This is a genomic window from Acinetobacter sp. 1566109, assembly GCF_000582255.1.
GTDB lineage: Bacteria > Pseudomonadota > Gammaproteobacteria > Pseudomonadales > Moraxellaceae > Acinetobacter > Acinetobacter nosocomialis.
In genome coordinates this window covers 1-26,715 of sequence record NZ_JEYB01000048.1, presented here as the reverse complement: position 1 = coordinate 26,715, position 26,715 = coordinate 1, and the positions used below count along the sequence as shown (strand labels likewise).

The window sequence follows — 26,715 nt, the reverse complement described above, 5'->3', positions numbered from 1 at the left end:
AAAAACCACCTCAATCTAAATTTCATGAGATATCAGAAATTAAATCGTTTTTCAGATTCTGAATTCCAGCGCTTGGTTGGTGTACCTCGACCAGTTTTTAGTGAAATGATCGAAGTTTTAAAAGAAGTAGAATCACTTAAAAAGAAATCTGGGCGTCCTCATACTTTAGCTATAGAGGATCAATTATTATTAACACTCAATTACTTACGGAATTACAGCACTCAATTGGAGTTGGCTGCAAATTACCATATCGCTGAAAGTAATGTGAATCGAATCATTAAAAAGGTTGAAGATGCATTGATGAAATCAAGACGGTTTACTCTGCCAAAACGAAGCATTACCACAGCAGACGAACAGTTTAACTGGGTCATTATTGATGCGACAGAATGTTCAATAGAACGTCCGATAAAAAAATCAGAGTAAGTTCTACAGTGGTAAAAAGAAGAAACATACGCTAAAAGCACAAGTGATCTATCATCCGAACAGCAAACAAATCATAGGGCTAGATATATCGAATGGCAGTCAGCATGACATTAAATTGGCAAGAAGAACGGTTAAAAAATTCAAACATTGTAAATATGTTATGACCGATTTAGGGTACTACGGATTAGAGCAAGATGGCTTTAAATTATTGATGCCAATAAAGAAAAAGAAGAATTTACCCTTATTTGATGTTGAGAAAAAGTACAATAAAATGATTGGAAAAATACGAGTTGTGATCGAACATATTAATAGTCAATTGAAAACATTTAGAATATTAAGTGAACGCTATCGAAATAGACGGAAAAGATTCGGTTTACGCATTAACTTAATCGCTGCACTGGTAAATCGGATGAACTTGCAATAACGACTTTCGCAAGAGGTCTATTATTCTAATTTTAATAAAAAGATATTTGCCCTACATTTTAAACAATCACCTCATATTCGAAATGCATTTATTTCTAGTGTCCATCTAACAATCTATTTTTAAAGCTTGAAAGTTGAGATGAGCTTTTATTATTATCTTGTACATATTCGGTACAATAAAAGAGACAAGAAAAATGCCAAATCAATTTGATGCTGTTTCTATAACAAAAAAAGCGAATGTTCATTACGAGGGACACTCCATTAGTCATGTTATTGAACTTGAAGATGGTACAAAAAAGACTTTAGGGGTGATTCTTCCAACAGAAAAAGCTTTAACTTTTAAAACCCACGTTTCAGAACGCATTGAGATCATTTCAGGCAAATGTAGTATTCAAATTGGCGATGATCCGGAGACTAAAATCTATTCAAGTGGTGAATCTTTTAAGGTTCCAGAAAATAGTAAATTTAAAATTATTACAGATGAAGTGATTGATTACGTCTGTCATTTAGAATGAATCAACATTACAAAGTTATAGCTTTCATAGGATGTGTTTTTTCTATGAACCTTCCTATCTTTTTTTAAATTAGGCAAGATGAAGTTTAAATTTTCAGTACCTAAGCATTGTTACGATTATCTATAAGCTTCCACCACCATCAACATTGAGAACTTGACCAGTAATAAAACCTGCATGATCTGACAGTAAAAAGATAATCTAATTAAAAAGTTAAATTATTATTAATTTTTCCCACCCCTTTATTCACTCCAAACCATTGCAAATGAGTCTCATTTATATATACTTTACTCACTTTTTTTGAGTCTAGTCAGCACTCGATACTGGCACTGCGAAATCTGTCGCCATAAAAACAAAAATAGGATTGAACACCATATATTTCAGTGCATTCGTGAACTGAACGAAAGCAATTACAGTGGCTATCCGCATGAGGACTTTATAATTAAACGTCTGTGTGGCTAGGGACATCGCAGTAACCTATAGATAAAAGATGTCCGAGTTTAACTGCTATCAATAGTATTGATTATATGGTAGAAATGGCTTTTATTATTATCAAATATGGGACAATTGATGCGTCCGGCTCTGGATTTTAATACCCTGAAAGTATTCATTGCTGTGGTTGAAAAAGAAAGTTTTGTGGGTGCATCGAAACTGCTTGAAATGCCAACATCAAACGTGAGTCGCTGCATTTCTCAGTTAGAAGAAAAACTCGATCTTCAGCTCATTGAGCGTAGTACTCGACATATGAAACTCACTCAGGCAGGGCAACTACTCTATACCAGAGCAAAGCCATTACTCGAAGCGCTTGAGCAAACGGAGACAGAATTAACGTTGCGTCAAATGCAGCTTAAAGGTCCATTACGAATTTGTATTCCAAATGAAATAGGCCCTGCACTGCTAGGTTCTGTGATTGCAGAATTCGCCTGTCAGTATCCAGACTTAGAAATCAGCTGTGTCACAAATTTGTCGGGTTTTGAATCTCTACGAGATGATCTGGATTTAGCGATTATCATTAGCCGCGGTCAGATGGATAACAGTGACTACATCGCTCGTCATCTGGTGACTATCCCATGCACGATTGTTGCAGCCCCTTCTCTCATTCAGCGTTATGGCACCCCTACTCGTATCGAGCAATTTGAAGAGTTACCCTGTATTACAACAGTCAGTGCACTCAAAGGTGCTCCTTGGCAATTTGTCAATAAAAAGGGGGAATTCGAGGCCATTAAGGTTAAAGGACATTATCGAGTAAACAGCGGAGAGATGGCAGGACAAGCTGCTGTAGCAGGTATCGGTTTTGCAATTCTATCAAAACAAACTTGCCAACCCTACTTTAGCGACGGACGGCTAGTCGAGATTGAATTTGAACAAAAGGCAGCCCCTTTGCAGTTATTCGCACTGTATTCAAATCGTCGTTACTTACCCGCTAAAACAAGAGCGCTCATTGACTTCATACATCAAAAAATGAGTCATATTTCTTTATAAAATTGGGCTTTCCACAAACAAGTCCAAACCAATATATTTCACTATATGGCTTTGAGTTTGTTTATCTAATACTGTTATACCAAAGTTATTAAAAATCATAACTTCATTACGCTTATGGTCAGCGTAATGAAGTATAAATGAGATTAATTTTGGTGATTAAAACCAAGCTTCCTGCATATTTAATGGCGTAGTTTCAATTGGATCAAGAACAGCGAGCCAACTGTAAATTTTAGGCATTTCCCAACCAAAAAAATAATCACAGGCAGCTAACTTGCCATTTAAAAAATCTGTTGCTGATGAAGTGGCTAGATTTTCATGAAGGGTTATTGCCTGATCTAGCCATAACCAACCAACCACTAAATGTCCAAATGCTTCTAAATAATTGGCAGCGTTTGCCAATTGCATATCCATATCCTTAATAGCATGTAATGCTGCCGTTACCTCCTGAACCCGTTGCCATGTCTGAGCAAGAGTATTGGCATGGCGCTGTAATGCTGCTATTGACTGAGCTTGAGCAATTGTTCCTGTGATTTTTTCATTCAAAACGTGCATCGCCAGACCATCATTGATCCGTGTTTTGCGTCCGAGTAAATCCATCGCCTGAATGCCAAATGTACCTTCATGAATTGGATTGAGTCGGTTGTCCCGATAGAACTGCTCTACATTGTATTCACGGGTATAGCCATATCCCCCATGTACTTGAATGGCTAAATCATTGGCCACGAGTCCCCATTCTGATGACCAGCTTTTTACCACAGGGGTAAGTAAATCGAGGAGTAGTTGTGCCTTTTTCTGTTGCTCGCTATCTTCAAGAGAGTGAATATCATCTGTTAATTTTGCAGCATACAAACAAAGTGCAAGTGCTCCAGAGGCATATGATTTTTGTGCCAAAAGCATACGGCGCACATCTGCATGTTGGATAATTGGAATTTGTGGAGAACTCGGATCACGTTCACTACGAGAGCGGCCTTGTAAACGGTTTTTTGCATAGTCCAGTGCATGCAAATAACCTGTATATCCCAAGGCGGCTGCGCCCAGACCAACTGAAATTCGGGCCTCATTCATCATATGGAACATATAAGAAAGCCCTTTGCCAGCTTCGCCCACCAGCTCACCAATAGCGCCTGGTTCTCCTTCTGGTGTATAACGACCTTCACCAAAATTTAATACACAGTTGACGGTGCCACGGTAGCCCATTTTATGGTTGATTCCGGCCAAAGCGACATCATTGCGCTCACCTATATTTCCCTGCTCATCAACTAATTTTCGAGGTACGGTAAATAGCGAAATGCCTTGAACGCCAGCAGGTAACTTCCCTTGTTCATCTGGAATTTTGGCTAGAACCAAATGCACAATATTGCCTGAAATATCGTGCTCACCACCTGAAATCCACATTTTATTGCCAAATAAACGATAACGTCCGTCGGCTGTTGGCACTGCACGTGTCCGAATATCTCCCAAACTAGATCCGGCCTGTGGTTCAGATAAGCACATCGTACCAAAGCAGTCACCTGCAATCATGGCATCAATATATGGCTTTACTTTTTTAGGGTCTCCATGGGCCATCAATAAATTTGCATTACCAATCGTTAAAAAAGCGTAGCCTGTCGTACCCGGATTTGCACCCATCAGGTAAGCCATACCTGCTCGTTCAATGGTATTGGGTAAACTCATTCCGTTCCATTCAGTAGAAAAAGCTGTGCTCATCAAACCTGCATCTGCAAAGGCTTTTAAGGCGACACTTACCTCTGGATTAACAGTTACACGCTCACCATCAAAGCTAGGTTCATGGCTATCATTTTTTTTATTGTGGGGCGCAAAAAGATCAGTTGCCAAGTCTTCATATACATTCAATACTGCCGCATAATCACTACGCTCTTGCCCTGCAAAACGAGGACGCTGATTGAGTACTTCAATGTTAAGCCAATCAAACAGTAAGAAATCGACATCCTGTCGAGAAAGAATCATTTCATTATTCACACGGTTCTCCCAATTAAAAATTCATCAGCGTTAACCATTCGGCAACGAGCGCTGGTTTGGGGTGGTTTTCAATTTCAACTGTCACACCTAAGGTCAGCTGATAGCTTCCCGCTCTTTTTTCTATGATTTGTTTTAAGGTAAATCTTCCCCGTACACGATGTCCGCTCGGCACAGGACTTAGAAAGCGTAAATTATTCATGCCATAGTTTACCGATGAGGTTTGTCCCTCTACAGAGGGCAATACTTCGGCCGCCATAGCCGATAGTAAAGATAAAGTCAAAAAACCATGAGCAATCGTGCCACCAAATGGAGTTTGTTTAGCTTTTTCGGTATCAATATGGATGAATTGCCAATCTCGCGTAACATCCGCAAAAGCATTAATCATGGCTTGGTCAATGGTCAACCAATCAGAGACACCTAGTTCTTTATCTTGCAAGTCAAACAGTTGCTCAATCGTCACTATACTCATGTTAGTCCCCGCTTAAACCCGCTTTTTGCAACTCTAAATTGCCTTGCGCTGCGCCCATCGTAGGAACGATTTCATTGGTACGATCAGTAAGCTCACTTAAATGCTGTACCAAGTTATGCACTACCTCATCGCCAGTTCCTAAATGAATGCCTTGGGTCAAGGTAATATGTGCAGCTTCAAAACTTCCGGCCCCTGCACAAATAATCATTTTATTAGGGGCTTCTTCGCTGACTAATACAGCAATCGCTGGACTAACTGCACTTGGTGCAAGTGCTTTGAGTGAGGTTTCTGGTAACAAGCCTTCCAACATTCGGGTTGCTGCTGTTGGGGCAATACAATTGACTCGAATGTTATATTTTTCGCCTTCTAAGCCTAATGTTTGCATTAAACCTACTAAAGCCATTTTTGCAGCACTATAGTTAGACTGACCAAAGTTTCCGTATAAACCCGAGGATGACGTGGTCATGACAATACGACCATATTTCTGCTCGCGCATGATTTCCCAAACTGCTTTAGTGCAGTTCACGGCACCCATCAAATGCACATCGATCACTAGCCGAAAATCTTCTAATGTCATTTTGCTAAAGGTTTTATCACGCAAAATGCCCGCATTATTGACTAAAATATCAATGCGTCCCCAACGAGCCATAGTGTCATCGACCATACGCTGGACTTGCTCCGCATCGGTGACGGAAGCACCATTGGCGATCGCCTCACCACCGGCTGCAATGATTTCATCAACCACTTTCTGTGCAGCTGAAGTTGATCCGCCATTGCCATGTACATCACTGCCTAAATCATTGACTACAACTTTTGCGCCTAAACGAGCCAGTAATAGCGCATGCTCACGTCCTAAGCCTGCACCGGCACCTGTAACAATTGCAACACGGTTGGTTAAATTGATTGTCATAGTTTTTTCCTAAATAGATTTATTAATATTTTGTTCTTAATAAGTATTTAATAAGCCGTAACACCACCATCAATTGCAATGGCCTGACCTGTGAGATATGAATTTTCTCTAGCACACATCATCAGCATCATTGCAACAACTTCACTCGGATGGGCAAGACGCTTCATCGGAGAAGCCTGTGCCAGAAAGTCTTGTTTCGCGTTCAGTTCACTGTCGAGCACCATCGGTGTAGTGGTATAAAATGGACAAATTGCATTAACCCGAATCCCTTTATTTGCATATTCCACTGCTGCTGTTTTGGTTAAACCCACCACTGCATGTTTTGCTGCCGAATAAGCTGCCAGTTTTGGAGCTGCTCCTAAACCTGCAATAGAAGCAACATTTAGAATAACGCCACCACCTTGTTGTAGCATTTGTCGAATTTGATGCTTCATTCCAAAAAATACGCCTTTGGCATTTACAGCAAAACTCAAGTCCAGATCTGCCTCATTGGTATCAATAAAGCTTTTCATTGGCGGACTCATACCCGCATTATTTATACTGACATCAATTCTACCGAAATGATCCACCGCACTTTGTACCAATGCCTGTACTTCTGCTTCAAGACTAACATCACAAGCCTGCGCAACTACTTGTATACCCGCTTGTTGTAATGGTTCAACCACTGCATTCAGCCCTGCGATATTGCGGTCTCCCAAGACTAATTTTGCTCCATGTTCTGCCAATTGCTGGGCCAGCAGTGCACCAAATCCACTCGCCGCACCTGTGATTGAGACCACTTGATCTGAATACTGATCGTACATTGCTACCCGTCCTTAAATGGTTAAACCACCATCAACCACAATACATTCACCATTGGTATAACTTGCTGCATCAGAGACAAGATATAAAACCGTTCCAGCCATTTCACGTGGCTCCGCATGACGGCGTAATGGGATTTCTTGCAACCAACGGTTATATACCTCTTCATTGCTAAATAGGGCGCCAGCAAATTTGGTTTTTGTTAGACCTGGGAGTATGGCATTAACACGAATCCCTAAAGGGCCGCATTCTTTGGCAAACGCTTTCGTCATATTCACCACGGCTGCTTTGGTAATTGAATAAATAGCTTGGCGGTCGCCTGGTTGTAATGCATTCACAGAAGCGGTGTTGACAATCGCACCGCTGCCTTGAGCTCGCATCAGTTTTCCAGCTTCAATCGACATAAAGAAATAACCACGAATATTGACCTCAACCGTTTTGTTATATGCCGCAAGGTCTGTATCGAGAATATGGCCATAATAAGGGTTTGCTGCAGCATTATTGACTAGAATATCCAAACGCCCATGCTTAGAACGGATATGATCAAAAATAGCCGTAATATCCTCCATTGAACCCACATGACATGCAAACGCTTCTGCCTTGCCACCTGCCTGAATAATTTGATCGGCAACCGCTTGGCAATCATCAATTTTTCTACTCGAAACAATGACATGTGCGCCATACTCAGCTAAAAGTTTTGCAATTTCTTCACCAATCCCACGACTTGCACCAGTTATTAATGCGACTTTCCCTGTTAAATCAAACAAATTGGTTGGCATATTTTTACTCCTGAGCTTGGTCTATTTTACTGTTGGGCTTTTAAATTCTTGTGTTTGCCTATCAGTTTTGGAAACGAGTTTTTATTTGCTATCGAACATATAACATCGCTGGTACGATGCTTATAAACATACCCAACCTATAACAATGAATAAAATGAATTATTTGAATATTCAACTATGCATAAAATTAATATGTATGTTTCTTTTCTCTTATACAGTTAAGCTTCTACTCAAGAAAATCGTTTTTAAGCTTAAGTTCTTTTTCAATACATCTTTACACTGTTCAAGTACTTCAATAATTCACTACTCTTTTTTTCAATAACTCAAATTTGTTACCATTGCACCGCTGGAATGGTCTGAAAACACTTTATACTAGGGATGCTGGTTCTAAGGTTCATCCAGTTATTGTACTTTTCTTGAATTACATTCATTTTTTAAAAACTTGAAATTGGTTCATTAACCAAAAGTAAATTTTTCGTTTTTTTAAGGGTTTTTTACGCATGAATAGCGCTGAAATCATGGCTGATCTCTCCAACCACACTCCAATGATGCAGCAATATCTCAAAGTCAAAAAAGACTATCAACATGCGTTGCTGTTTTATCGTATGGGCGACTTTTACGAACTGTTCTTTGAAGACGCGCATTTAGCAGCCAAACTTTTAGGCATTACTTTAACCCATCGTGGTAAAGCAAATGGCAACCCGATTCCAATGGCAGGCGTTCCCTACCATTCAGCCGAAGGTTATTTGGCGCGTTTAGTAAAAGCAGGCCGCACTGTAGCCATTTGTGAACAAGTGGGTGAAGTCACCGGCAAAGGTCCTGTTGAGCGTAAAGTTGTTCGTATTCTTACCCCTGGTACATTAACCGACGATGCATTACTCACAAGTTATCAGTCCTCTAATCTTGTTGCGTTATGTATCCATCAAAACCAGATCGGTTTTGCTTTACTCGACTTAAGTGCAGGTATTTTTAAAGTTCAACAACAAGACTACAAACCGGAACAACTTCCAATTGAACTGGCACGCCTCATGCCAAGTGAAATTTTAATTGATGAAGATCTTGTCGATCAAAATATTATCGAACAAATCAAAAAGCATTTAGATTGCCCTGTAACCAAGCGCCCAAATGTAGACTTCAATTTAAACAATGCACAAAAAACCTTATGTGACCAGTTCTCTGTATCAACGCTTTCTGGTTTTGGTTTAGATCCGCTACCTTTGGCTAAAGCTGCTGCTGCTGCTCTAATTCACTATGCCAAAGAAACCCAGAAAACGGCGTTACCACATATTCGTTCAATTCTTTTAGAACAAAGCACTGACTTTATTGCGCTCGACCCAATCACGCGCCGTAACTTAGAAATTATTGAACCTTTGTTTGAACACGGCACATCATTATTCCAACTGGTGAACGACTGCCAAACTGCAATGGGTGGACGTTTACTTAGCCGAACACTCATGCAACCTGTCCGTGATACCGCATTACTTGATGCACGTTTAGATGCAATTGAACAGTTAATTCAGGGCTACCATGAAAGTCCGGTTCGTTTAGTGCTTAAAGAAATTGGGGATATTGAACGTGTACTTAGTCGTGTGGCGCTGGGTAGTGCGCGACCACGCGATTTAGTTCAGCTTCGTCATGCTTGCGCGCAAATTCCATTTTTACGAAATGCATTTGCACCTGTTGTACAAGCAAAGAAATCCAAGTTATTAGGACAGCTCGATCAAGAATTGGGTGACTTTAAATCGCTTCATCAACATTTAATGGCTGCGATTGTTGAAAACCCACCGGTATTACTTCGTGATGGCAATGTAATTGCAGAAGGCTATGATGCTGAACTCGACGAATTACGCCAAATTCGTGATCATGCAGGCCAATTCCTCATTGATTTAGAAATAAAAGAGCGTGAACGTACTGGCATTAGCACCTTAAAAATCGGTTATAACCGTGTAAGTGGTTACTATATTGAACTGACTCGCTCTCAAGCCGAACAAGCCCCTGCCGACTATATTCGTCGTCAGACCTTAAAAAATGCCGAGCGCTACATTACGCCTGAGCTAAAAAGTTTTGAGGATAAAGTTTTATCAAGTGAGTCTCGTGCATTAGCACGTGAAAAAGCGTTATTTGAAGCTTTACTTGAAAACCTTCGTGAAAATATTGCTCATCTACAAATGATGAGTTCAGCAATCGCACAAATTGATGTAATTGCAAACTTTGCTCATCAAGCGCGTTTAAACAACTGGGCACGCCCTGAATTTACACCAGAAACAGGTATTAAGATTCAAGGTGGCCGTCATCCTGTAGTTGAAGCGTTAAGTAAAGCGCCATTTACACCAAATGATACTTTCCTTGATGCCCAGCACCGTATGGCAATTATTACCGGTCCAAACATGGGCGGTAAGTCTACTTTTATGCGCCAAACAGCATTAATTAGTTTGCTTGCTTACTGCGGTAGTTACGTTCCGGCACGAGCTGCCAAACTTGGCCCAATCGACCGTATTTTTACCCGTATTGGCTCAGCCGATGACTTATCGACAGGCAAATCGACCTTTATGGTTGAGATGACTGAAACTTCACAAATCTTGCACCATGCGACGAATCAATCGCTTGTGTTAATGGACGAAGTTGGTCGCGGAACCAGTACCTATGATGGACTTTCTTTAGCGTGGGCTTGTGTGGTTGATTTAACCAAACGCATTAAATGTCTTTGCTTGTTTGCGACTCACTATTTTGAATTAACAGAGTTGGGCAGCGAACCTGGTATTGATAACTATCATGTCACTGCTCAAGAGTTAAACGGTAATCTGATCTTATTGCATAAAGTCCAACAAGGGCCAGCAAGCCAAAGCCATGGTTTACAGGTTGCAAAATTAGCTGGTATTCCAGCTAACGTGATTAAAGAAGCTCAGAAGCGTTTACGTATTTTAGAGAAGCAACAACAGCAGCACTTACAAACTAGTGTTCAAAGTGATTTGTTTGCAACTTTAGATTCAGAAGTTACACCAAGTACTCAAGTCATAGAGAAAGTGATTGAAGTTGAAGTCTCTTCACCTGCCCTCGATTTACTTAAGCAAATCGAAGTAGACAACCTGACCCCTCGTCAGGCACTTGAACAGCTTTATGAGCTAAAAGCAGCGCTTAATTCATAATCACTCATTGAGCAAACATGTGTATAGGCATGTTTGCTCTTACTTTAAGGAGAATAAAATTTCTATTTTCTTAAGGCCACTACAATACAAAGAGATCGATTTAATTTGGCAACACATTAGTCGACGTGAACTGATTACCCAACTCTACATACAAAAACAAGATCAACTCGAATTAATAGATTGTTTTTATGATGTTAAAAATTGGGATGCCTATCATTTAGAAAATGACCCACCAAAATTAAAAGAACTCTATCAACAAGGTGCTTCATTTGTAGGTGCTTTTAATACGGCTGAACAGCTAGTGGGCATTAGTGTCGTATCTAACCAACACATTGGTGATTATCCTGCTGCTAAATTACTGCAATATTTTTATGTCGATGCCAATCAACAAGGCCAAGGTATTGGCGCAAAGCTGATGCAAGCAGCCAAAGAGTCGACCAAGCAATTGGGCGTTCATCAACTTTATATTTCAGCTACGCCAAGTAAACGTACAGTCGACTTTTATATGAAGTATGGTGCGGCAGTATTGAAACATCCAGATCGGGAATTATGGGAGTTAGAACCAGAAGACATTCATTTGCTCTGTATGCTTTAAGACCCATAATTTAAGGATTTTTTAGCTATAAATGCAGCATAAAAGCAGCATTTAAGCGCAAGAGTCGGATTTAAGGTATCTAATCAAATAGATACCTTGACCCAAATGACATTTAAACCCATCAGAAAAAATTTATTTAACCTTTTGTTTTTAAAAATATATTTTTATCTCAATTTTACAATCTGACCAATCTTAAGGCCAGAACATTCCTTTGAATATCAAAGTTTTAACTTATCTTCATATGTATAAATAAACAATATCAATAAAAGCAATTGTTTGTTTACCCCTTTTTTGCCTAAAATAAGCTATTCGAAATGAAACCATATTTTTTAGGTAGCTGTCGCCATGACCTTTGTTGTCACTGAAAATTGTATTAAATGTAAATACCAAGATTGCGTAGAAGTTTGTCCTGTAGACTGTTTTTACGAAGGTCCGAATTTCCTAGTGATTAATCCGGATGAATGTATTGACTGCGCATTATGTGAACCAGAATGCCCTGCAAATGCAATTTTCTCTGAAGATGAGTTACCAGAAGGTCAGGAAGTATTTATTGAGTTAAATGCTGAACTTTCTCAAAAATGGCCTAACATTACTCAAATTGGCGATCAACCTGCTGACCGTGAAGAATGGAACGGCAAACCAGATAAGTTACAGTATCTAGAAAAATAATTTCAAAAAAAGATCAGCAACCGCTGATCTTTTTTATACCCTATTCAAACATTTCATTGCAAATTCCTCGTAATTTGTGCACTGTTTTGCATTAAAATAGGCGCAATATTTATTAAGCTTTTGATTTTTCTTATGCGGAAGTTTTTGCAGAGTCTGCTGCCCCTATGCATAATCCCTGCGGTTATGGTAGGTTGCGCCAGCTCTCCCCAACACACAACAACAGGCAAAACCTCTCCAAGTAAACGCATCTTTATTCCTCAAGAACGCGTTATTATCGAACGTCCAATTCCACCTAAAGTTGAGCCTGCTTCTTATCGTGCTTGGTTAAATACTGGCGATCATTATGAACGTGTACGCGAATACGAAAAATTTCTAGCGCGTCATGATGTTGCTGGCATCGTACCAAGTTTTGAATTATTAAGATCAGCTCGCGATTGGCAAAAATGTGGCAGTTCAGAATATGCTGTTCCAAACCGTGAACTTTGGAATAACTCTTTATCGACCTTACGCGTCTTTAAATATTTAATTGCTGCAAAAGTTTTAACCGACTTTGAAGTGACTTCGGTTTATCGTGACTTACCTTTAAACCAATGTGCTGGTGGTGCAAGTTCTTCTAAACATTTGTTTAACTCTGCCATCGATTTCCGTATTGGACCAGAAGTTCCACAACCGCAAGACTATGCGTTTATTGAAAATACCAAGTTTAAATTGTGTCAGTTCTGGGCCCAACATGGTCAAAGTTTAAACTTAGGTATTGGTTTATATAGTTCAGGACAAATCCATATTGATACTCAAGGCTATCGTACTTGGGGACCTGACCTAACCCGTAATACTTCCATGTGTAATTTCTAAAATATAAATCCCCTTGTGCGCTTCAGTTTAAGGGGATTTGCTCATTCTATAATCAACCAAAATTTCTTAATCCGAAGATTTTTGCACTCTAGTCATAAACGTTTAAAATACGCCTATCAATATACAGGTAAATTTGACTATGCAGCAGTTGTGGACAGACATTGACGAATATATCGACTCACATTTAATTCCCGAAGATCCCCGACTCGACTTTGCATTAAAAAATACCGACGAACACGGCTTTTCAAATCATCTTGCAGTTGCTCCAAACCAAGGCATGTTTTTACAAATGCTTATTCAGATGAATAAGTGTAAGCGAGTTTTAGAAATTGGAACTTTTGCTGCCTACAGTACAATTTGGCTAGGACGTGCCCTGCCTGAAGATGGCTATTTGCTTACCATTGAAGGTCGCGATACACATGCAGAAATGGCCAAAAAAAATATCGACCATGCGAATCTTCCTGTAAAAGTTGAACTAAAAGCTGGCCGTGCTGCCGATATACTTTCAGCGATAGATCCACAGTCGATTGAGCCTTTCGATTTTATTTTCATTGATGCAGATAAACAGGGTTATCCGGAATATTTAGAACTCAGCCTTAAGTTCTCAAAATCAGGTACGATTATCGTGCTAGACAACGTCATCCGTGCGGGCGATATTTTGAATCCTGAAAACAAAAAACCGAGTATTGAAGGTATTCGTGAAACCTTTAAAGCTTTAGAAAACCATCCGCAAATTCTGTCTTGTACAGCTTTACAAACGGTTGGCTCAAAAGGTCATGACGGCTTCGCGATTGCAATTGTTAAATAGTGATCAAAAAATCATCTTTTCTATTTTATTATTTATAATCAAATAATTACTTTTATTACCCTTGCTTTTCCATATAGTTATCCACAAGATTTGCGGATAACTATATGCTGATCTCATCATTTAGCCACAAGTAATGGCACAGTCGCGTTTCGGAATATGGTCGTTGCAATACTTCCCAAGAAGAACTGATGAATTTTGCTATGGCTAAAAGCACCGAGCACAATAATCTGAATACCGTGTTCTTGTTGGTACTCAAGAATATTCTGGGCAACATCACCATATCGGTAAACAGTGACGACATCTAGGCCGGCTTCTTTAAGGAAATGTTCTGGTTCATTCAATATTTCAGGATGATCGCCCACATACACTAAATGGCACTGTAAAGTCCGTAATAAATCACTTTGTGCAATACGGCGCATCATTTTTTGACACGTAGGAGAGTATTCATAAGCAAATATAAAACGTGTCGGTACTTTGAAGTTTTCACCAATAGTCAGAACCGTGCAATTTGCGCCTCGAATGAAGTTTTCGACATTGCTACCAATTGGTTTATGCTTTTCGGCAGCCCTTTCGCCCACTCGCCCTAAAATAACAATATCATTTTCATGCAAGAGATTGAAACTTTGCTCTAGAAAATCCCCTTTTTCCTGAATTTTGGAGCATGTAATTCCGTGTTTTTCTTTAATTAGATCAGAGATATGTTTGAGTAAGTTATTGCTGTAATCTAAAGCGAGTTCACTTTGTTTTTGCTCTAATTCAGCCAACTCTTTAAGCAACATTGCATTGCTTTCAAAGCCGATTACACCACTTATTTCACCTAAGTGATAACTTGCTGGGTAGTAATCTAAAATTTGTAATAACACAAGCTCTCGTCCAGTTGCTTTCGCAACCCAAGCCGCTGCATCTGCAATAGCATTAATACAAGGTGATGAATCAATACACGCAATAACACGGTTCATTTTTGCCTCTCTTCTTCAGGTCTATTTGCCTTGGAGATTTTTCTATAACTTAGCTTTAACTTAACATAGATAAAAATCCGTATGTTAAGGTTTATGTATTAAAATCAACTTTTTTGTTTAAAGATCAAACATTTTATTACATTCTTAAGACTGTATTATTCTCTTAAACGGATAAATTTTGCTGGGTTTCCACCCACTATATGGTACGGCTCCACATCTTTTGTCACCATACTATTCATACCAACTACAGCGTGTTTACCAATTTTAATTCCGTCTTTAACTCCAACATGCGCGCCTAACCAAACATCTTTTTCAATTTCGATTCCCTGCGAACGAACAGGCTGTTGATAAAGCGGACGGTCTAGTTGCATACCATGATCAAAGGCATATAGATGACAATAAGCAGCAATACGAACTTGATCGTGTAGTTTTATAGCAGCTCGACCACCATCTAAAATACAGTGGTGGTTAATAGCGACTTCGTTACCAATCTCAAGCGGTCCATGTAAACTACAATCTGCCGCAATAAAACAATTGTCACCAATCTTAATTTTCCTACCCGGCTCGGCAAAAATATGGGCTAACGGTGAAATAAAACAGTTCTCCCCGATCTCGACTGTTTCCATATCCATTAAATAAGCCTGATATTCTTTTTGCCATTCTTCTGCCCAGGCACGGTGTTTGGGCTTTAAAGTCCAATATAGCCATGGCATATAATTTAAACGGTGCTTATGTTGATCACGGTATTTGAGTAAGGAATCAGTCATCTGCTAACTCCTCCTCAACTTTTAATTCTTCTCGGCCACGAGTGACATCACGGAGCTTTAAAGCAAGTGGCTCAATCTGGTGGATTTGTAATCTAGCTTCAATATCTACCCCTATTGCAGTATAGGTTTCCTGAAAATCAATTTGCTGCTGCGTAAGCTCATATTGAAAAATAGCCCATTCATTAAAATGACAAGAAAAGTGAATGGTCTTCTTTTCAATAAGTTCAATTCGCTCAGCTAACAATAAGGATTGCCCAGCACAACCGCCATAGGCCCGTACTAAACCACCAGTTCCCAGTTTTATACCCCCATACCAGCGGTTCACCATGACGATAATATTAGTTAAGTCGTTGCCTTCAATAGTTGCCAGAATTGGACGCCCTGCTGTACCAGATGGCTCACCATCATCATTAAAGCGAACGTTATGCCCAATTTTCCACGCCCAACATTGATGGGTAGTCGATATATCTTTATTTAATTCTAAAAATTCTTTCACTTGCTGTTCATTTTCTACTGGCGCAGCAATAGCCTGAAATCTACTTTTTTTAATTTCTTCTTCAAATGTAACCGGTGCTGCAATCGTAAAAGCCATAAATTAAATAAAGCATAATAAAAATCAAATTATAACGTGAATTTAATAGAAGCGAACCTATAAAAAAAGCCCCGAATTTCGGGGCTTCTTCTGTTATCTTTCTCGTAATGCTTCTTTCGCTTTATTAAATGGTTTAAGCAAGTAATCGAGTACAGTTTTCTCACCAGTACGAATATCTACCGTTGCCACCATACCCGGTGTAATACCAAAAGCCTTACCTTGTTTATTGTAGAGCTTGTCTGTATCAGTTCGGATATAAACGCGATAATAGAATTGATCCTGTTTAACTTCATCACGAATCGTGTCTGGAGAAATAACGGTAACTTTACCTTTTAAACCACCATAAATTGAATAATCATAAGCTGTAATTTTTACTAAAGCTTCCTGACCAGGGCGAATGAATGCAATGTCACGTGGCAAAATGCGAGCTTCAATCAGTAACTGTTCATCAATTGGAACAATCGTCATTAACTTACCATTTTGCGGAACGACACCACCATGAGTTGTTACTGTAATTTCTTTTACAACACCGCGTACAGGTGCTCTAAATACGGCACGCTCTAAACTGTCATTACGGCCCATCACGACCTGTTGTTGAGTTTGAGTGTCAGTATTTGCTTTAGATAACTCTTCACGTGCTTTAACGTAATATTGGTTACGTGCATCGTTCATTTTATTTTGCAAATCATTTGCTTCACGGCGTAAACGTAAAACCTCAACCTCACTGGCAGCGCCTTTGGCAACTAAGGGTTCAGTCATCGCTAATTCTTGTTGAACCAACTGTAATGCTTGCTTCAAGCCAGAAAGCGTTTGCTGTAAATCAGCTTTGCGAGACTCATATAAAGCAGTCTCTTCGCGTACAAGCTTCGGATCTTTCGCTACAATTTCAGGAAAAACCAACGGTGTACCATTCACTTCTGCACGCAAAAGTGCCGCTGTTGCCTGAGCGGCAATTAATAAAGATCTTGATTCACCTACATTCGAAGCAAAACGAGTCGGATCCAACTGAGCAAGGATTTGACCTTTTTGAACAATGTCACCTTCTTGTACATTTAATTTAGTTAAAATACCGCCTTCTAAAGACTGAATAACCTGTTCTTTAGATGATGGAATGACTTTACCTGTACCTGTAGACACTTCTTCTAATTGGAAAAACCATGCCCAAATAAAGAAAATAACGAGTCCAATTCCCACAATCCAAATGACCAAACTGGCACGTGGTAATGGTGGTTCACTATAAGATACATTCATTGAACGGGTGAGTTCTTGTTGTTGTTCGCTCATGAATTATCCCCCTTGGCTTACTTGTTTTTGTTGGGCTGTTGATTGATTAAGTACTTGATCTCTTGGTCCATCCATCACGATCTTGCCCTCATTCACGACAATAATACGATCGACCAGTTCTAAAACAGCGCGGCGGTGTGTTGCCACAATCAATGTGCGATGCGCCAACCATCCTTTAAGATGATCAATGAGTTGCTTCTCGGCAACATCATCAATGGCTGCTGTTGGTTCATCGAGTAATAGAATATTCGGTTGACGTATTAATAAACGTGCAAGTAATAAAGCTTGTTTTTGACCACCAGAGAAACCGACACCACCTTCTAAAATGAGGTGATCCAGCCCTTCTTTTTTCTCTTGAATGAAAGGTAATGCGCCTGTCACGACCAAAGCACGAAGAATATCTTCATCGGTCGCAAGTGGTGCACCTAAGGTCAGGTTTTCACGGATTGTTCCGTAAAATAAATGAGCATTCTGGTTGAGTAATCCCATATCACGACGTACATCGGATGGGTCAATTAAAGACAGATCTAAACCGTCCAGATGCACAGCACCTTGAGTCGGAGATTGCATGCCAGATAAGAGTTGAAGTAATGTCGATTTACCTGCTCCATTACGACCTAAAATTGCAATCTTTTCACCCGCACGAATTTGCAAATGGCGAATTGCCAGACTTGGTTTTGGGTCATCATCCCCGTATTGGAACATGACATTTTTTAATTCGTAATTACCGTTTAAAACAGCTTTATGAACCAAATGTGCACGATCAGCCTGATCAATTGGGCGCTGCATGAGTTCATCAAGACTTTGTTTAGCAACTTTTGCTTGCTGTAAACGACCTAATACCCCTGTAATTTGGGCAATCGGTGCCAACATACGTGAAGAAAGAATTGAACACGCAACGAGCGCACCCGTGGTCATTTCCCCATCCATTACCGCAAAACAGCCCACTAACACCACAATAGCGTAAGTTAAGCCCTGAACCATTTGGGTCCAAGCCATTAAAGTACCAACAATTTTACGCTGTCTCATACCAATGTCGGCTGAAACTTCATTCATGTGGTTCCATTGGTTTTGGAAACGTGATTCAGCACGTAATAGCTTGATGTCTTCAATACCCTGTACTGCTTCTACAAGTATTGCGTTACGAATTGAAGACTCTCTCATACCTTCTTGTGCAAGTTGAGCCAATTTCTTCTGTACTAGAACACCTGGCAAAATCATAAGCGGCACAACAAGCAACATAACCCAGAATAATTTTCCTCCAATAATCGCAAAGATAATCAGGAACAAGAAAAAGAATGGGAAATCGGCAATTGCACTAATAGTAGTTGAGGTTACTAACTCACGAACACCTTCGAGTTCACGAATCTGGGAAATAAAACTACCGGTAGATTTAGAGCGATCTTTATTTTTGATACGTAAAGCATGGCCAAATACACGGTCTGAGACACGTAAGTCGGCACGCTTACCAATAATATCGGATAAATACACTCTCGAAACGCGTAAGGTAAACTCGAAAAGAGCCGCAATGAGTACACCACCTGCCAGCACCCATAAGGTCGGGATTGACTGAGATGGCACAACACGGTCATAGACTTGCATCGAGAAAATAATGGTTGCCAATGCCAAAATATTGGCAATTAAAGAGGCAAACATAATATCGATATAACGTTTCCAGTCTCTTAAAACAATCGACCAGAACCAGTTAGCTTCGTATGGCTTGATATATTCATCAATACGGGCGTCTGGAATAGACGTTTCAGGGCGTAAAATATAGACATTTTTGAGTGTCGTTTTTAGAACGTCTAAAGATAAGTTTTGTGAAAGACCTTGATCTCCACTGAACTGAATACTCACATTACCTTGCGTATCTGCTTTATCGATTACACCGACTTGTCCATCATTAAACTCCACCATAACCGGTAAACGCCATGGGTTTAATAAGTCTAAAGAAAATGGCGCCTTACGAAGATTAAGACCGACCTGACGCGTCATTAATTGCAAGACATCATCTAGATTCTGGTTTTGGTTCCAGTCGAGTTGTAAACGAATTCTTTCTTCTGACGGTTCGATTCGGTAGTGTTTGGCAATAGTTAAGACCGCCTGTAACCAAGGCTGGTAATTTATTTTTGTCATCATGGTTGTACTTCGAACCCCTGAATTGAAATATTATTTAAGCCATAGGCTTGGCGGGAACGTCCTGTTGCTGCAATGTATTGAACAATGCTGTTATAAATGTCATAACGTGCTGATTCGAGTTCTGAGTTGGCACTATGAATGGCTTGTTCAGCATTTAATAAATCGACCAGTGAACGGGTACCGAGCTTATATTGCTCTTGGTAGAGTTCACGTGTACGAACCGTCGTTGCTTGGCGAGTTGCCAAAACCTGCATTTGACGTTGTTTATTTTCAATTTGTTCACGACTTGTTCTAATTTGATCCAGCACATCCAGATAAACGGAATTGACTTTAGATTTAGCCGCTTCTTCAGCATAACTTGCCATTTTTACTTGTGAAGCGGTTGCACCACCTTGATAAAACTGACTTGTTGCTTCCAACATGACTGAACTATATAAGCCATCATCCTTATCATTATTTGGATTTTTACCGTTAATCGCCTGACTGACCGAGCCTTTAACAGCTAAGGTCGGATAACGTGTTAAACGGGTTTGTTCTTTTTGTGCTTTAGCAACCTCTACACTTGCCTGTGCGGCAATCATTTTAGGAATAGTATTAAACTCAGGTTCACCATAAAGGTCAGATTGCTTTACGAGGTCTTCGGAAATAATCCATCCAGTACGAGTAACATCTGCGCCGAGTAACGTTCTTAAATGCTGTTGATATTGACGTAACAATGATTGCTGCGCAATTAAGGTCGACTGCGCTGCTTGTAAGTATGACTGCGCCTGAATTGGATCTGCCTGACTCGCGACACCGGCGTTTGCTCGTAGATTAGCAATGTCTTGAATGCGTTGAATACCGGCAATTTGCTGCTCAGCAATTTTATTAAGTTGAAGATAACGCTGAATATTCACAATAGTTTGTGCAACATCCAAAGCTAGAGTATCAACACTGACTAAAACATTCGCTTGTTCAACCTGAACTTTAGCCTGTTCAACATTCACACCTGATTTGACCTTACCAAAGTCATAGAGCATTTGAGTAGCACTTAAAGTGAGTAGCTGCCTACCACGCTCGCCAGTGCTTAAATCACCAGTTGAAATTCCTCCAGCCAGCTGGGGATAGTAACCGGCTTTAGCAACGTCAACTCCTGAATTTTGACCTGCTAAAGTTGCAATAGATTGTGAAATATCTGGACTACGCTGAATGGCAATTTTTACCGCATCTTGCAATGTCATCGTTCGAGATGGCAAGTTGGAAAAAGATGAAGCCGACTTATCATTAAGTTGAACAGTTGGAAATTCCTGCACAATAGAACGATCTAGCTTGAAATTACTAAGCTCGTGCATCTTGGCAACTTTAAAATCATCACTACTTTTAGGGACAAAAAGTTGTGACAAGTTTTCTTTCAGGGTGTGGTATTGCTCACTTGGTTTAGCAGCGTATATCACAACAGGAACATGTAGTGTACTTAAAAGCATCAGCCCTTTCAGGAAAGCCTGCTTTCTACATTTCCCTTTCACTCTTTTCTGGTTATATCCAATCATGCTTATCTTGTTGATCTTGTTGATCTTGTTGATCTTGTTGATCTTGTTGATCTTGTTGATCTTGTTGATCTTGTTGATCTTGTTGATCTTGTTTGTTATCGTTTAAAAGCATCTCCATTCTACATAGTTTTTCAATGAAAACAGCATAATTGGTCGAATAAATCACACATTATTTTTTTATTAAATGAGTGGTATATGTAATTGTTTTTATTTATAAAACATCAAAAAACAAAAAAGAGGCCTTGACCTCTTTTTAACCAATTAGATTAATGACTTTAATTAAACTGTAAAATCATCACCCAAATAGACTTTACGTACCTGTTCATTGTCTAAAATTTCTTGTGGTGTGCCTTCAGCAATTACCGAGCCTTCACTTACAATATAAGCACGTTCACAGATTGCCAAAGTTTCACGAACGTTGTGATCGGTAATGAGTACACCAATACCACGATCTTTTAATGTTTGGATAATATCTTTAATATCGCCCACTGAAATTGGATCGACACCCGCAAATGGCTCATCCAATAGCATAAACTTAGGGTCTGCTGCCAAAGCACGCGCAATTTCCGCACGGCGGCGTTCACCACCCGATACACTCATTCCTAATGAATCTTTGATATGACTAATTTTAAAGTCGTTTAACAACTCATGAAGACGTTGTTGGCGTTGTTGCTTATTCAAATCTTTACGCGTCTCTAAGATCGACATAATATTTTCAGCAATCGTCAACTTTCTAAAGATAGAAGCTTCTTGAGGCAAATAACCAATACCTTTACGCGCACGCTCATGCATCGCTAGATCTGACATATCGAGGTCATCAAGATGAATCTCGCCCTTATCCATAGGCACAAGCCCAACGACCATATAGAAACTGGTCGTTTTTCCGGCACCGTTAGGACCAAGCAAACCAACAATCTGTCCACTTTGCATACTAAAAGAGACGTCTTTGACAACCCAACGCTTACTATAGTTTTTGGCTAAGTGCTTAATACACAAAGTTTGCGGTTGTTGAAGAGCTTGCTGCATTAGTCACGCGCTCCTGGGAAACTTTTAGAACTTGAAGGTGGAATAATAATTTGTACACGGTTTGAAGAAGAACCTTGAGCTTCAACATCACCTTTGTTCATACTATATTTCAGAGAATTACCACGAATACTTGAACCATCTTGGTATAAGTATGCGCCGCCAGACAGAGTAATAATGCCTGTATCTGCATTATAGACAATCGTTTGCCCTTCACCACGTGCAACACCTTTATTGGCATTGATTTGCTGTTGGAACTTAGCTGGTCGGCCTTTGGCAGTAATCACTTGAATTTCACGTTTCGAGTTTAGATTGGCAACAATTGAGTCAGCTTGAAGCTTCATCGTACCTTGCTCAATCACAACATTACCCGTGTAAGTGGTCAAACCAGTTTTGTCATTATAAGTTGCACGGTCTGCGACCAATGAAATTTGTTGATTACGGTCAGACGGCAAAGCAAAAGTCGAAGCAGATGATAAAGCAACGAATGTAATTACCGCAGCTTGTTTTAGGAAAGCTGAAGAACGTTTTAAATTAAGACTTTGGTGCATACTTTCCTCGAATATTAAAAAATTCGTACTGACCGTTATTCAAATTGCCTTTTAATCCTTTACTCACAAACTCGCCTTGTGGAGACTGAACAACCACTTGATGGTTTGTTTCAATGTCTCTGGTTTTTGGATAACCTGTTAGTTCATCGGTTTGGAACTCAATGGTTCCTTGAGGTGCAATCTTGGTTGCGACCACATCGCCCGATAACACAACCTTTTGATTATCATCATATCCATAAGCTTGTTTAGCAAAGAATGTTGCATCAACTTTACCTAATTTATACATAGAGGCGTTAAGTTGATCCAACTTTGACGTTTTTTGTTGCATATCCTGCTCAAGCTGACGAACTTCAGCACGAATATACAAATTGCCTTTGTCATCAGTTTGAGTCAAATGGACGCCCTGCGCCGAATACGTCATATTCTTCGCCGAACCAATGTCCAGTTTTTTTGCCTTGCCACTATAGTAGTAATAACCACCACTCACAGCAGCAACTACTACAGCAACAATATATAAAACTCTGGTATCCATGAGCAGGAATAGCCTACCTTTTTAAGTAATCTTGTTATTAATGCGGTACTGCAAGATATTTTTCAAGAAGTTCCTGGTAAATGCCTTTTGCGATCAGCAACATATCACAGACTTCACGAACAGCTCCACGACCACCCATTGCTTGGGTCACTAAGTGCGCACGGCGGCGCACTTCTTCATGTCCGTTTGGAACGGTAACACTCATTCCTGCAATCGCAAATGCTGAAAGATCTGGCCAATCATCGCCCATATATAAACAATCTGAAGGCAAAATATTAAACTGTGCACAAGCTTCGCGAAGTGCCGAGCCTTTGTCTTCACGACCCTGAAAAACGAGGTCTACACCCAAATCAGACATACGTTTATCAACAATATTACTTTTTCGACCAGTAATAATGATGACTTTCATGCCCGCTTGTTGCGCAAGTTTCATACCCAAACCATCACGGATATCGAATGATTTAATTTCATCGCCCGTGTTAGTTAACGTCACAAAGCCATCACTTAAAATACCATCAACATCCAGAACCAATGCCTGCAAATGACGTGCTTGTTCTAACAATGCATACGATGCCATGGATTAATTCACCCCTGCCTGAATAAGATCATGCATACTAATTACCCCAATCACTTTATTTTGGTCGTCGACCACCACAAACTGACTGATTTTTTTCTGGTTAAGTTGTTGTAACGCTTCTACAGCACGTGCTTCTTGAGAAATAGTTGACGGTTTTTTGGTCATGACCTCAGACACAGGTAAATTCACATCAAACCCTTGCTGTTTATCAATGAGACGACGTAAGTCTCCATCTGTAAAAATACCAAGCAAGTGGTCTTGTTCATCAACAATTGTCGTTAAACCTAAACGCTTATTTGAAATCTCGTAAAGCACTTGATTCATTGGAGTCTCAGGTGAAACTTTTGGTAACTCGTCACCTGTATGCATTAAATGTTTTACATGTAAAAGTAAACGCTTACCTAATGCCCCTGCTGGATGCGAACGTGCAAAATCATCAGCAGTAAAACCGCGTGCTTCAAGCAAAGCAACCGCTAAAGCATCGCCTAAAACCAAAGTCGCTGTCGTACTTGAAGTAGGAGCCAAGCCTAAAGGGCAAGCTTCATCCGACTCACCTAGAGTTAAAGCGATATCAGCATTTTGCGGCATTGGACCTTTATCATCACGACTAATCGTAATCATCGGTACGCCGAGATGTTTAATAAGCGGCATAAGCATCATGATTTCATCGCTTTTTCCTGAGTTGGAAATTGCAATAAGTACATCACCGCGAACCAGCATACCTAAATCGCCATGGCCCGCTTCACCAGGATGCATAAAGAAAGACGGCGTACCTGTAGAGGCAAATGTTGCCGCCATTTTTCGACCAATATGCCCAGATTTACCCATACCTGTAATCACAACACGACCTTTACACTGCAACAGTACTTCGCAAGCACGGTTAAAACGGTCATCAATTTGTGTTGCTAATACATCTATGGCTTGTTGCTCAATACGCAATGTAGCTAATGCACTGCTTTGGAAATCTGTAGGATTAGGCATACGAGTTTGACTCAAAATAATTGATCTGATCTCTTAATTGAGATCGGTGATTTTAATCAAAAGATTTGGGGGCATTCTAGCATAACTCAATCAGTTACACGTTTTTAAATGTATAAGATTTCACAAGCTTATAAAATTCATGCATAAAACTTTGTTAAAAATGATGCATCAGTTATGATGTAACACTATTTTTGTTGAGTGTTTGAAAACCCTTATGCAACCGTTTGTTTTATATAACTCTGAGCAACGAAAAAAAGTTGAATTTGTACCTCGCAAAGAAGGTCACATCGATATGTACGTCTGCGGTATGACCGTTTACGACTACTGTCATATCGGGCATGCTCGAGTTATGGTTGCATTTGACTACATTATCCGTTTCTTGCGTAGTCAAGGCTGGAAAGTTCGCTACATTCGCAACATTACCGACATTGACGACAAAATCATCAAACGTGCGAATGAAAATGGTGAAACGATTCAACAGCTCACCACTCGTTTCATCGACGCTATGAATGAAGATGCAGCGAACTTAGGCTGTTTAGCGCCAGATGAAGCACCGAAAGCGACTGAATATATCGACCAGATGCAAAACATGATTGGCAATCTGGTCAATAAAGGCGCTGCTTACCCTGCTTCAAACGGCGATGTTTATTTTGAAGTCACCAAATTTGAAAAGTATGGTCGCCTCTCTGGTCGTAAGCTTGATGACATGCAAGCTGGCGCGAGTGAGCGTGTCGATGTAGAAGTTGAAAAGAAACATCCTTTTGACTTTGTGCTTTGGAAACGTGCCAAAGAAAATGAACCGTCTTGGGCATCCCCTTGGGGTAATGGCCGTCCGGGTTGGCACATCGAATGTTCTGCAATGTCAACTTGCTGCCTAGGTAACCACTTTGACATTCATGGTGGTGGTTCAGATTTAATGTTCCCACACCATGAAAATGAAATTGCACAAAGTGAAGCCTCAACTGGTGAGCAGTATGTGAATTACTGGATGCATGTTGGCTTTATTAACGTTGATGGCGAAAAGATGTCTAAGTCTTTAGGCAACTTCTTTACGATTCGTGACGTGATGGAGAAGTTCCACCCTGAAGTGATCCGCTATTTTATTGTGTCTTCACACTACCGTAGCCCAGTGAACTTCTCTGATGTAGCGCTTAAAGAAGCAAAAACTTCTTTAACTCGTTTCTACCATTCATTTAAAGCTTATCAACAAGTATATGGTCAAACGACAACTGAAACGCTTGATCAAGGCTTTATTGAACGTTTTAACAACGCCATGTGTGACGATTTCAACACTGCCGAAGCAATGGCTGTATTGTTTGAACTCAACAAAGAGTTAAACCGTGCTGTAAAAGAAGAGCAAGCTGACCAAGCGACTGTGCTTTATTCGACATTACGTTACCTCACCAACATTTTAGGTTTGGTACAACACAATGTAGATGATTTCTTAAAATCAGATATTGGACAAGAAGCGCTTGCATTGTCTGATGCTGAAATTGAAGATTTTATTCAACAACGTGTTGATGCTAAAAAAGCTAAAGACTTTGCGAAGGCAGATGCTATTCGTCAGTCTTTACTTGAGCAAGGTGTAGTTCTCGAAGACACCCGTCAAGGTACAGTTTGGCGTCGTGCTGATTAAACGTTCAATTAGATCACAAGAGTGTTGACAGTTTAATGAAACACTCTATAATGTGCTCACATTGCGGGAATAGCTCAGTTGGTAGAGCATAACCTTGCCAAGGTTGGGGTCGCGAGTTCGAGTCTCGTTTCCCGCTCCAGATTCAAAAAGCCCTGATCGAAAGATTGGGGCTTTTTTCTTGTTGATTTTATTATATTTTTTAAAAACTCTTCTTCCTTTGTTATTCGATTCAATAAAAAATATTCTTAATGTAATTTGTATTTTGTGACCAAGATGTGACCATGGCGTGCCCACGA

At 40.0% G+C, this 26,715-nt stretch carries 26 protein-coding genes, 1 tRNA gene and 1 pseudogene; 10 read left to right on the top strand and 18 right to left on the bottom strand.

Annotated features, from left to right (window positions below):
* Positions 1-24 precede the first annotated feature (24 nt).
* Positions 25-847, top strand: a protein-coding gene (locus J582_RS26220) for an IS5-like element ISAba27 family transposase (protein WP_155766481.1) whose coding sequence is annotated in 2 segments (ribosomal slippage) — positions 25-408 and positions 410-847 — 822 coding nt in all. Because the reading frame shifts where the segments join, the coding sequence is not laid out codon by codon here.
* Between the two features lie 193 nt (positions 848-1,040).
* Complete coding sequence (locus J582_RS20190; protein WP_004887918.1) at positions 1,041-1,361, top strand: pyrimidine/purine nucleoside phosphorylase; 321 nt, start codon at positions 1,041-1,043, stop codon at positions 1,359-1,361.
* A gap of 315 nt (positions 1,362-1,676) precedes the next feature.
* Here the strand turns inward: J582_RS20190 and J582_RS27320 are convergent.
* Positions 1,677-1,826 (bottom strand): annotated as a pseudogene (locus J582_RS27320) (MFS transporter); the annotation flags it as partial.
* 102 nt (positions 1,827-1,928) lie between these two features.
* Here J582_RS27320 and J582_RS20185 point away from each other — a divergent pair.
* Positions 1,929-2,840, top strand: coding sequence for a LysR family transcriptional regulator (locus J582_RS20185; RefSeq protein WP_032048469.1), 912 nt, complete (start codon positions 1,929-1,931; stop codon positions 2,838-2,840).
* Between the two features lie 156 nt (positions 2,841-2,996).
* Here the strand turns inward: J582_RS20185 and J582_RS20180 are convergent, their stop codons facing one another.
* From J582_RS20180 to J582_RS20160, 5 genes are read right to left on the bottom strand one after another with little or no spacing between them, the layout of a single operon-like run.
* A complete protein-coding gene (locus J582_RS20180) occupies positions 2,997-4,820 on the bottom strand; it encodes an acyl-CoA dehydrogenase (RefSeq protein WP_004887941.1) in 1,824 nt (607 codons plus the stop codon).
* Between the two features lie 13 nt (positions 4,821-4,833).
* Positions 4,834-5,289 carry a MaoC family dehydratase gene (locus tag J582_RS20175; RefSeq protein ID WP_004709686.1) on the bottom strand — a complete coding sequence of 152 codons (456 nt, stop codon included), beginning with the start codon at positions 5,287-5,289 and terminating at the stop codon, positions 4,834-4,836.
* Position 5,290: 1 nt separating this feature from the next.
* The gene (locus tag J582_RS20170) at positions 5,291-6,199 is read right to left on the bottom strand and encodes an SDR family NAD(P)-dependent oxidoreductase (protein ID WP_004887943.1); all 909 of its coding nucleotides are present in this window, start codon (positions 6,197-6,199) and stop codon (positions 5,291-5,293) included.
* Between the two features lie 47 nt (positions 6,200-6,246).
* Positions 6,247-7,002 carry an SDR family NAD(P)-dependent oxidoreductase gene (locus J582_RS20165; RefSeq protein WP_004887945.1) on the bottom strand — a complete coding sequence of 252 codons (756 nt, stop codon included), beginning with the start codon at positions 7,000-7,002 and terminating at the stop codon, positions 6,247-6,249.
* Between the two features lie 12 nt (positions 7,003-7,014).
* The gene (locus J582_RS20160; RefSeq protein WP_004887947.1) at positions 7,015-7,779 is read right to left on the bottom strand and encodes an SDR family oxidoreductase; all 765 of its coding nucleotides are present in this window, start codon (positions 7,777-7,779) and stop codon (positions 7,015-7,017) included.
* 500 nt (positions 7,780-8,279) lie between these two features.
* Between J582_RS20160 and mutS the strand changes: the two genes are divergently transcribed.
* The 5 genes from mutS (at position 8,280) to J582_RS20140 (ending at position 13,849) form a co-directional block, all read left to right on the top strand.
* Positions 8,280-10,925 carry a DNA mismatch repair protein MutS gene (gene mutS / locus J582_RS20155; protein ID WP_032048467.1) on the top strand — a complete coding sequence of 882 codons (2,646 nt, stop codon included), beginning with the start codon at positions 8,280-8,282 and terminating at the stop codon, positions 10,923-10,925.
* 64 nt (positions 10,926-10,989) lie between these two features.
* Complete coding sequence (locus J582_RS20150) at positions 10,990-11,520, top strand: GNAT family N-acetyltransferase (RefSeq protein ID WP_079377141.1); 531 nt, start codon at positions 10,990-10,992, stop codon at positions 11,518-11,520.
* 345 nt (positions 11,521-11,865) lie between these two features.
* Positions 11,866-12,189, top strand: coding sequence for a ferredoxin FdxA (fdxA, locus tag J582_RS0105040; protein WP_002051033.1), 324 nt, complete (start codon positions 11,866-11,868; stop codon positions 12,187-12,189).
* Positions 12,190-12,321: 132 nt separating this feature from the next.
* Positions 12,322-13,041, top strand: a complete 720-nt coding sequence (locus J582_RS20145) for a D-Ala-D-Ala carboxypeptidase family metallohydrolase (protein ID WP_006580609.1) — start codon at positions 12,322-12,324, stop codon at positions 13,039-13,041.
* 139 nt (positions 13,042-13,180) lie between these two features.
* Entirely contained in the window at positions 13,181-13,849 is a 669-nt protein-coding gene (locus J582_RS20140) for an O-methyltransferase (protein WP_004887952.1), read from the top strand.
* Between the two features lie 116 nt (positions 13,850-13,965).
* Here J582_RS20140 and J582_RS20135 read toward each other — a convergent pair whose 3' ends face one another.
* The 12 genes from J582_RS20135 to J582_RS20085 form a co-directional block, all read right to left on the bottom strand.
* Positions 13,966-14,808: a universal stress protein gene (locus tag J582_RS20135; RefSeq protein WP_004887954.1), complete on the bottom strand. Its 843-nt coding sequence runs from the start codon at positions 14,806-14,808 to the stop codon at positions 13,966-13,968.
* 155 nt (positions 14,809-14,963) lie between these two features.
* Complete coding sequence (locus J582_RS20130; RefSeq protein ID WP_004887956.1) at positions 14,964-15,575, bottom strand: chloramphenicol acetyltransferase CAT; 612 nt, start codon at positions 15,573-15,575, stop codon at positions 14,964-14,966.
* On the bottom strand, positions 15,568-16,167 hold the full coding sequence (locus J582_RS20125; RefSeq protein WP_004887958.1) for an IMPACT family protein: 600 nt from the start codon (positions 16,165-16,167) through the stop codon (positions 15,568-15,570). The genes J582_RS20130 and J582_RS20125 overlap by 8 nt, the downstream gene beginning before the upstream one ends.
* Positions 16,168-16,260: 93 nt before the next feature.
* Positions 16,261-17,451: an HlyD family type I secretion periplasmic adaptor subunit gene (locus J582_RS20120; protein ID WP_004887960.1), complete on the bottom strand. Its 1,191-nt coding sequence runs from the start codon at positions 17,449-17,451 to the stop codon at positions 16,261-16,263.
* Positions 17,452-17,454: 3 nt separating this feature from the next.
* Entirely contained in the window at positions 17,455-19,590 is a 2,136-nt protein-coding gene (locus tag J582_RS20115) for a type I secretion system permease/ATPase (protein ID WP_002051058.1), read from the bottom strand.
* Entirely contained in the window at positions 19,587-21,053 is a 1,467-nt protein-coding gene (locus J582_RS20110) for a TolC family protein (protein ID WP_032048465.1), read from the bottom strand. The genes J582_RS20115 and J582_RS20110 overlap by 4 nt, the downstream gene beginning before the upstream one ends.
* Positions 21,054-21,105: 52 nt before the next feature.
* On the bottom strand, positions 21,106-21,231 hold the full coding sequence (locus J582_RS27495) for a hypothetical protein (RefSeq protein ID WP_265596796.1): 126 nt from the start codon (positions 21,229-21,231) through the stop codon (positions 21,106-21,108).
* A 167-nt stretch (positions 21,232-21,398) separates the two neighbouring features.
* Positions 21,399-22,145 carry an LPS export ABC transporter ATP-binding protein gene (lptB, locus tag J582_RS20105; protein ID WP_032048464.1) on the bottom strand — a complete coding sequence of 249 codons (747 nt, stop codon included), beginning with the start codon at positions 22,143-22,145 and terminating at the stop codon, positions 21,399-21,401.
* Entirely contained in the window at positions 22,145-22,693 is a 549-nt protein-coding gene (gene lptA / locus J582_RS20100) for a lipopolysaccharide transport periplasmic protein LptA (RefSeq protein ID WP_002051027.1), read from the bottom strand. Before lptA ends, lptB begins: the two co-directional genes overlap by 1 nt.
* Positions 22,677-23,225 carry an LPS export ABC transporter periplasmic protein LptC gene (gene lptC / locus J582_RS20095; RefSeq protein ID WP_002051045.1) on the bottom strand — a complete coding sequence of 183 codons (549 nt, stop codon included), beginning with the start codon at positions 23,223-23,225 and terminating at the stop codon, positions 22,677-22,679. Before lptC ends, lptA begins: the two co-directional genes overlap by 17 nt.
* 37 nt (positions 23,226-23,262) lie before the next feature.
* Positions 23,263-23,802 (bottom strand): KdsC family phosphatase, encoded by a 540-nt coding sequence (locus J582_RS20090; protein WP_004709751.1) that lies wholly within the window; start codon positions 23,800-23,802, stop codon positions 23,263-23,265.
* 3 nt (positions 23,803-23,805) lie between these two features.
* Positions 23,806-24,783: a KpsF/GutQ family sugar-phosphate isomerase gene (locus tag J582_RS20085; protein WP_002051059.1), complete on the bottom strand. Its 978-nt coding sequence runs from the start codon at positions 24,781-24,783 to the stop codon at positions 23,806-23,808.
* Between the two features lie 214 nt (positions 24,784-24,997).
* Here J582_RS20085 and cysS point away from each other — a divergent pair, with 214 nt between their 5' ends.
* Together cysS and J582_RS20075 are read left to right on the top strand one after the other, a co-directional pair.
* On the top strand, positions 24,998-26,419 hold the full coding sequence (gene cysS / locus J582_RS20080; RefSeq protein ID WP_004887966.1) for a cysteine--tRNA ligase: 1,422 nt from the start codon (positions 24,998-25,000) through the stop codon (positions 26,417-26,419).
* Between the two features lie 63 nt (positions 26,420-26,482).
* A tRNA-Gly gene (locus tag J582_RS20075) sits at positions 26,483-26,558 on the top strand.
* Positions 26,559-26,715 lie beyond the last annotated feature (157 nt).

Excerpts from the sequence above, each read along its gene's own strand:
- J582_RS20190 (WP_004887918.1), top strand. The coding sequence starts at position 1,041 with ATGCCAAATCAATTTGATGCTGTTTCTATAACAAAAAAAGCGAATGTT.
- J582_RS20185 (WP_032048469.1), top strand. The coding sequence starts at position 1,929 with ATGCGTCCGGCTCTGGATTTTAATACCCTGAAAGTATTCATTGCTGTG.
- J582_RS20175 (WP_004709686.1), bottom strand. The coding sequence starts at position 5,289 with ATGAGTATAGTGACGATTGAGCAACTGTTTGACTTGCAAGATAAAGAA.
- J582_RS20170 (WP_004887943.1), bottom strand. The coding sequence starts at position 6,199 with ATGACAATCAATTTAACCAACCGTGTTGCAATTGTTACAGGTGCCGGT.
- J582_RS20165 (WP_004887945.1), bottom strand. The coding sequence starts at position 7,002 with ATGTACGATCAGTATTCAGATCAAGTGGTCTCAATCACAGGTGCGGCG.
- J582_RS20160 (WP_004887947.1), bottom strand. The coding sequence starts at position 7,779 with ATGCCAACCAATTTGTTTGATTTAACAGGGAAAGTCGCATTAATAACT.
- mutS (WP_032048467.1), top strand. The coding sequence starts at position 8,280 with ATGAATAGCGCTGAAATCATGGCTGATCTCTCCAACCACACTCCAATG.
- fdxA (WP_002051033.1), top strand. The coding sequence starts at position 11,866 with ATGACCTTTGTTGTCACTGAAAATTGTATTAAATGTAAATACCAAGAT.
- J582_RS20145 (WP_006580609.1), top strand. The coding sequence starts at position 12,322 with ATGCGGAAGTTTTTGCAGAGTCTGCTGCCCCTATGCATAATCCCTGCG.
- J582_RS20140 (WP_004887952.1), top strand. The coding sequence starts at position 13,181 with ATGCAGCAGTTGTGGACAGACATTGACGAATATATCGACTCACATTTA.
- J582_RS20135 (WP_004887954.1), bottom strand. The coding sequence starts at position 14,808 with ATGAACCGTGTTATTGCGTGTATTGATTCATCACCTTGTATTAATGCT.
- J582_RS20130 (WP_004887956.1), bottom strand. The coding sequence starts at position 15,575 with ATGACTGATTCCTTACTCAAATACCGTGATCAACATAAGCACCGTTTA.
- J582_RS20125 (WP_004887958.1), bottom strand. The coding sequence starts at position 16,167 with ATGGCTTTTACGATTGCAGCACCGGTTACATTTGAAGAAGAAATTAAA.
- J582_RS20120 (WP_004887960.1), bottom strand. The coding sequence starts at position 17,451 with ATGAGCGAACAACAACAAGAACTCACCCGTTCAATGAATGTATCTTAT.
- J582_RS20115 (WP_002051058.1), bottom strand. The coding sequence starts at position 19,590 with ATGATGACAAAAATAAATTACCAGCCTTGGTTACAGGCGGTCTTAACT.
- J582_RS20110 (WP_032048465.1), bottom strand. The coding sequence starts at position 21,053 with ATGCTTTTAAGTACACTACATGTTCCTGTTGTGATATACGCTGCTAAA.
- J582_RS27495 (WP_265596796.1), bottom strand. The coding sequence starts at position 21,231 with ATGCTTTTAAACGATAACAAACAAGATCAACAAGATCAACAAGATCAA.
- lptB (WP_032048464.1), bottom strand. The coding sequence starts at position 22,145 with ATGCAGCAAGCTCTTCAACAACCGCAAACTTTGTGTATTAAGCACTTA.
- lptA (WP_002051027.1), bottom strand. The coding sequence starts at position 22,693 with ATGCACCAAAGTCTTAATTTAAAACGTTCTTCAGCTTTCCTAAAACAA.
- lptC (WP_002051045.1), bottom strand. The coding sequence starts at position 23,225 with ATGGATACCAGAGTTTTATATATTGTTGCTGTAGTAGTTGCTGCTGTG.
- J582_RS20090 (WP_004709751.1), bottom strand. The coding sequence starts at position 23,802 with ATGGCATCGTATGCATTGTTAGAACAAGCACGTCATTTGCAGGCATTG.
- J582_RS20085 (WP_002051059.1), bottom strand. The coding sequence starts at position 24,783 with ATGCCTAATCCTACAGATTTCCAAAGCAGTGCATTAGCTACATTGCGT.
- cysS (WP_004887966.1), top strand. The coding sequence starts at position 24,998 with ATGCAACCGTTTGTTTTATATAACTCTGAGCAACGAAAAAAAGTTGAA.